We start from the raw sequence: 5,119 nt of genomic DNA, 5'->3' as shown, positions 1-5,119 counted from the left end.
TCACATGCACGGGCTGTCCAAGTCCTACACCGGGGGCAAGAAGGTCCTCGACAACGTTCACCTGTCTTTCTACCCGGACGCCAAGATCGGTATTCTGGGCCCGAACGGTGCTGGTAAATCGACGCTCTTGAAGATCATGGCCGGCCTGGACAAGGAGTTCCAGGGCGAAGCGTGGGCGGCCGAGGGCGCCAAGGTCGGGTATCTGCCGCAGGAACCGCAGCTCGACGAGACGAAGACAGTCATGGAAAACGTCATGGAAGGCGTTGCCCACAAGCAGGCCAAGCTCGACCGCTACAACGAGCTGATGATGAATTACTCGGACGAGACGGCCGAGGAAGGTGCTCAGCTTCAGGACGAGATCGACGCGCAGGACCTGTGGAACCTGGAAAGCCAGGTGGAAATGGCCATGGAAGCGCTGCGGTGCCCGCCCGGCGACAGCCCGGTCGACAACCTGTCCGGCGGTGAACGCCGCCGCGTTGCGCTTTGCAAATTGCTGCTCTCCGAGCCGGATCTTCTGCTGCTTGATGAGCCGACCAACCACCTGGACGCTGAAACCGTTCACTGGCTGGAACGCCACCTGCGTGAATTCAAGGGCTCCGTGCTGATCATCACCCACGATCGCTACTTCCTGGACAATGTTACCGGCTGGATCCTGGAGCTCGACCGCGGTCAGGGCATCCCGTACGAAGGCAACTACTCGGTCTATCTGGAAAAGAAATCCAAGCGGATGGCGCAGGAAGGCCGCGAAGATATGGCGCGCAACCGCGCCATCGCCCGCGAACGCGAATGGATGGGCATGAGCCCGAAAGGCCGCCAGACCAAGTCGAAAGCGCGTATCAAGGCGTTTGATGACCTGTTGTCTGCCCAAGAGCAGCGCCAGCCGTCTATCGAACAGATCCTGATCCCGGTTGGCGAGCGCCTCGGCGCGAATGTCATCGAGGTCAAAGGCGTCTCCAAGGGTTTTGAAGACCGCCTGTTGATCGATGATTTGTCCTTCAAACTGCCGCGCGGCGGCATTGTTGGTGTCATCGGTCCGAACGGTGCGGGTAAATCAACGCTGTTCAAGATGCTGACGGGGCAGGAAAAGCCGGACAGTGGCGAAGTGATCACAGGTGACAGCGTCCGGCTTGGGTATGTCGACCAGTCGCGGGACGCACTCAATCCGGACAACAACGTTTGGGAAGAGATCTCCGGTGGCGCGGAAGTCATCTATCTGGATGACAAGGAAATCAACTCCCGCGCTTACTGCTCGTCCTTCAACTTCAAGGGCCCGGCTCAGCAGGCCAAGGTTGGCGATCTCTCAGGTGGTCAGCGCAACCGTGTGCATCTGGCGAAGGTCCTGAAACAGGGCGCCAACGTACTTCTGCTCGATGAGCCGACCAACGATCTCGACACCGAGACGCTGGCAGCTCTTGAAGACGCGCTGGAAAACTACGCCGGCTGTGCCGTGGTCATTTCGCACGACAGGATGTTCCTCGACCGCCTGGCAACGCACATGCTCGCCTTTGAAGGCGACAGCCACGTGGAGTGGTTCGAAGGCAACTTCGAGGACTACGAGAAGGACAAGGTCCGCCGCCTCGGTGCCCACGCCGCCGACCCGCGCCGCATCAAGTACAAGCCGCTGACGCGGTAGGTTCTATCTTTGAGACGTTAGAAAAAGGCGGTCCTTCGGGCCGCCTTTTTTTTTATGTCTGCGGTTGATCCCCGGAATCGAAAAATGCGTAAGGGTTTTTACGATGTCGCACTTGAGACAGAGTGTGACCCCTGTGGAATTTCAAACCATCAGTCTGGGGCTTACTTAAGGTTATGCAAGTCCGAAGTCTGACGCCCGAGAGTTCCGGGAGCAAGCCGTCGACAACGATCTGCCGAAGTTCAAAAAAATATCCTGTATTGCCTGGGAGGCGCATATGACCGCAGCCGCTGAATTCGGTTTTGGAACACAGATCAGGAAGTCGCCCTATTTTGAGGCAACGGTTCGTTGGGGCGCCAAAGCGTTCTCCGTCTACAATCATATGTATATTCCGCGCGATTTTGGCGACCCGGAACAGAACTTCTGGAACCTGGTCCATGAAGCCATTTTGTGCGACGTTGCCGTGGAGCGGCAGGTCGAGATCACCGGTCCGGATGCCGCAACCTTTGTCCAAATGCTGACGCCGCGCAACTTGTCCAACATGGCCGTTGGCCAGTGCAAATACATCCTGATTACAAATACGGCTGGCGGGCTTGTCAATGATCCGATCCTACTGCGCCTCGGCGAAAACCATTTCTGGATCTCCATCTCCGACAGCGATGTCCTTTTGTGGGCGCAAGGGGTCGCAATTAACTCAGGGATGGACGTCACGATTGGAGAGCCGGACGTTTCGCCATTGCAGTTGCAAGGCCCGAAATCCGGCATGATCATGCAGGCGCTCTTCGGTCCGGAAATTATGGACTTGCGGTATTATTGGCATCGTGAGGTCGAACTGGACGGCATTCCCTTGATCGTCTCCCGCACAGGCTGGTCGAGCGAACTCGGCTACGAGCTGTATCTGCGCGACGGCAGCCGCGGCGACGAGCTGTGGGAAAAGATCATGGCAGTTGGTGCCCCGCTTGGCCTAAAGCCCGGGCACACATCGTCGATCCGCCGAATTGAGGGCGGTATGCTGTCCTACCATGCCGATGCCGACCTTCAGACAAACCCGTTCGAATTGGGCATGGATCGCTTGGTGGACCTGACGATGGACGCCGATTTCATTGGCAAGGCCGCCTTGCAGCAAATTAAAGAGGCCGGAGTTGCCCGTAAACAGGTCGGACTTCTGATCGGCGGCTCCCCCCTCAGCGGACCGAACACCACCTTCTGGACCGTCCGCAAGGACGGGGTTGCGGTCGGTAAGGTCACGTCAGCAGTCTATTCTCCGCGTCTACAGCAGAACATTGCGCTCGCGATGGTATCTGCAGACTGTGAACTCCCGGGGTCCGTGCTCCAGGTCGACCTGCCCGAGGGCCAGGAGGTCGCGGTGATTGTGGAGAAGCCGTTCTATGATCCACGTAAGATGATCGCTGCGGCCTGACAGGGATCTCAATTTTTTTAAAAACAGAGCAGGCTGAGCACAAAGCTTACCCTTCACGCGTCATCCCGGCCTTGAGCCGGGATCCATTCCGTATCATCGCACCCCGATCAGCTGTGCTTTGGGGCAAGGTAACTGAGTGGATCCCCGGTCAAGCCGGGGATGACGCTGCAACGCTCAGCCGCCGACATGATCGGCAATGATCCGTTTGATCGTGCCGTCTTCCCGCATGTCGATAATGGCTTCGTCGAAGGCCTTTATGAAGATCGCCGCTTCCGGGCCGTCCCATGCATCGGGGTAGGCGACCATTGATCTTTCTTCGCTGGCGACACTGATGAATTCGACATTGGCCAAGGCGTTTTCCTTGATGACTTTCTGCGCAACCAGACGTTCTTGAACGTAACAGTCAATGCGGTTCAAATTGACCTTCATCAGGTTCTGTTCGGTGGTCAGAGCTTCCTCGAGGATAATATCCTCGGCCTCAACCATGGCGAAAAACTCCGGTCCCGGGGTTTCGAAGCTGAAATTGTTACCGAACACCAGGCCGATATAATCGTCCGGATAGGCCCAATCCGCCTCGGCGATCCCGTAACGGCAGTAGATTCCCACTTGTTCGATTAACAGCGGCTCCGAGTAGGTTGCGATCCAGGGCCTTGCTTCGGGCTGGTAATAGGCGCCAACCAGACCGTTTGCCTTGCCGACTTCCGTAAGTTTTACCGCCCGTGGCCAGGGGATGGCCTCCAGCGTCAGGCCGCCGCCGACATCCATGCGTCTTGCCGCTTCCAGTACAATATCGGCCAGGATGCCGGCCGGTGTGTCCTGCGCCTTCATCATGTATGGCGGGTAGGCCTCGTCTTGAACGAAACGTACGTCCGCAGTTGCAGGTGCGGTGATCAGCAGTAACCCGGCGGTAAAGACATGTCCCTTCATCGGTGGCCCTCACTTGGCGGATGATGCATTTCCTGTATCTGTCAGACGGTCCAAAATGGGCGTTTTGACTAATTACGCATGTCGCAGGTTGCTGGGTAAATATGGTTCTGAAACACAAAACCCAGCTGCAATCACAGTGATCGAATGATCGCATCCGCCGTTCTGTTGAGCCCGGACGCCAGATGGCTGGAGCACGGCTGGCTTGTGACGGTCTTTTAAGGCACCAAACGCGCGCCTTCGTTTCCGTCTCTTTTGTGCCAGGGGCGGCCCCGGTCTTGAAGATGCAGGGGCCGTCTCAATCCCAGGGAAAATGACAGGCGGTCAGCTGCCCGTGTGACCGGAGACGATCTGGTCAATCGTGCCGTCTTCCCGCATGGACACAATCGCCGCGTCCATGGCCTTGATGAACGCTTCGGCTTCCGGTCCGGTCCATGTTTTCCGGTATCCTATAAAGGACTTTTCCTCGCTGGCAGTTGCAATGAACTCGACATTGCCGATACCGTGTTCATTGAGTGCGATCTCGGTTGTGAGGCGCTCCTGGACATAGCAGTCCACCCGTCCGGACGAGACTTTGCGCAGGTTCTGTTCGGTTGTTTGGGCTTCTTCCAGTTTGATATCCCCCGCCTCAACCAGTTCGAAGAAGGCCGGGCCTGGGGACTGGAAGCCACTGTTGTTTCCGAAGGTCAGGCCCTTGTAATCATCGGGATAGGTCCAGTCCGGTTGCGCCTTTCCCGGCGCGCAGTAGATCCCGACTTGCTCCGTTAGAAGCGGTTCTGAATAGGTGCCGATCCAGGGACGGGATTCGGGTTTGTAATACGTGCCAACAAGGCCGTGCGCCCGGTCGCCTTCCACGAGCTTGACGGCGCGCGACCAGGGAACGGTATCGAGGGCAAACGCGGCGGACGGCGTCATCCGCATACCCGCCTCCTTGATGATATCGGCGAGAATGCCGGCCGCTTCATTATCTTCCTTGGTCATGAAGGGCGGATAGGCTTCGTCCTGGACCAGTGTCACGTCAGCCGCAGCGGCTGGCAGCAGAGAAAAGGAGAGAGCGAGTCCTGTGGAGATCAGTAACCGGTTCATTCGAGCCTCCGTAACGCTGAGTGGCTCGAAAAGTATTATTTATATTTGTTAAGATTGAT

4 protein-coding genes are annotated in these 5,119 nt (G+C 57.4%); 2 read left to right on the top strand and 2 right to left on the bottom strand.

Annotated elements, in window-relative coordinates:
• Both ettA and E1180_RS00305 read left to right on the top strand, forming a co-directional pair.
• Positions 1–1,633: energy-dependent translational throttle protein EttA (gene ettA, locus E1180_RS00310; protein WP_244313912.1), on the top strand; the 1,633-nt coding region annotated here is incomplete at its 5' end.
• Between the two features lie 274 nt (positions 1,634–1,907).
• Positions 1,908–3,050 (top strand): glycine cleavage T C-terminal barrel domain-containing protein, encoded by a 1,143-nt coding sequence (locus E1180_RS00305; protein ID WP_155189100.1) that lies wholly within the window; start codon positions 1,908–1,910, stop codon positions 3,048–3,050.
• 174 nt (positions 3,051–3,224) lie between these two features.
• Here the strand turns inward: E1180_RS00305 and E1180_RS00300 are convergent, their stop codons facing one another.
• Complete coding sequence (locus E1180_RS00300; protein WP_155189099.1) at positions 3,225–3,977, bottom strand: substrate-binding periplasmic protein; 753 nt, start codon at positions 3,975–3,977, stop codon at positions 3,225–3,227.
• Between the two features lie 321 nt (positions 3,978–4,298).
• Positions 4,299–5,060 (bottom strand): substrate-binding periplasmic protein, encoded by a 762-nt coding sequence (locus tag E1180_RS00295; protein ID WP_155189098.1) that lies wholly within the window; start codon positions 5,058–5,060, stop codon positions 4,299–4,301.
• Between the last annotated feature and the right edge of the window lie 59 nt (positions 5,061–5,119).

Origin of the sequence: Roseibium denhamense (assembly GCF_009711415.1) — a bacterium.
Classification (GTDB): Bacteria; Pseudomonadota; Alphaproteobacteria; order Rhizobiales; family Stappiaceae; genus Roseibium; species Roseibium denhamense.
The sequence above is the reverse complement of the archived record's forward strand: the minus strand, read 5'-3'. Positions and strand labels throughout refer to the sequence as shown.

Bases quoted from the DNA above. Each gene is read 5' to 3' on its own strand.
- E1180_RS00305 (WP_155189100.1), top strand. From the start codon at position 1,908: ATGACCGCAGCCGCTGAATTCGGTTTTGGAACACAGATCAGGAAGTCG.
- E1180_RS00300 (WP_155189099.1), bottom strand. From the start codon at position 3,977: ATGAAGGGACATGTCTTTACCGCCGGGTTACTGCTGATCACCGCACCT.
- E1180_RS00295 (WP_155189098.1), bottom strand. From the start codon at position 5,060: ATGAACCGGTTACTGATCTCCACAGGACTCGCTCTCTCCTTTTCTCTG.